The following is a 770-nucleotide window of genomic DNA, read 5'->3' as shown; positions in this document are numbered from 1 at the left end:
TTCGACAGATTGGGCCTGACGCTTTTGCCGGCCTCGGGCTTGGTATTGGCCGCGACCGAAGTCGTCACCGGATCGGCAACGACCGGCGGCGGCGGCGGGTTAACGGTCAGCGTATAGGTTGCGGTGCCGGTGGCACCATGCGCGTCGGTGACCGTGACGGTGACGGTGTAGCTGCCGGCGGTGGTCGGCGTGCCCGACAGGGTGCCGTTGGCGGCCAGCGTGACGCCGGCGGGCAGGCCCGTGGCGCTGTAGCTGTACGGCGCGGTGCCGCCGGTGCTGGTCAGCGTCGCGGTGTAGGCGGTGCCGACGGTCGCCGCCGGCAACGGACCCGAGGCCGGTGCGACGACCAGCGTCGGGGCGGTCACCGTGACGGTGACGGTCGCCGCAGCACTGGTGCCGGACGCATTGGTCGCGGTGTAGGTGAAGCTGTCGCTCCCCGAATAACCGGCGGCCGGCGTGTAGCTGATGCCGGTGCCCGAGGCGGTGGCCGTGCCGTGTGCCGGCGCGGTGGCGACCGCGACCGAGGTTGCAGCGCCACCCGACAAGGCGAGCGTCACCGCATTGGCGGTGCTGTTGGCGGCAACGGTCGTGCTGACCGCACCGGCGACGGGTGCCTGGACGGCAACCTCCAGCGTATAGGTTGCGGTACCGGTAGCGCCGTTGGCGTCAGTGACTGCGACGGTGACGGTGTAGCTACCAGCCGTGGTCGGCGTGCCCGAGAGCGTGCCGTTGGCGGCCAGCGTGACGCCAGCGGGCAGGCCCGTGGCGCT

The 770-nt window shown here is 71.7% G+C and carries 1 protein-coding gene; it reads right to left on the bottom strand.

The genetic code is table 11. The features are described 5' to 3' along the window. The coding region (locus tag NS355_RS17635) for a putative Ig domain-containing protein (RefSeq protein WP_209445134.1) at positions 1-770 on the bottom strand (770 nt) is incomplete at both ends.

Origin of the sequence: Sphingomonas yabuuchiae, from assembly GCF_001477495.1 — a bacterium.
GTDB classification, from domain to species: Bacteria; Pseudomonadota; Alphaproteobacteria; order Sphingomonadales; family Sphingomonadaceae; genus Sphingomonas; species Sphingomonas yabuuchiae_A.
This window is presented reverse-complemented; position numbering and strand designations above follow the sequence as displayed.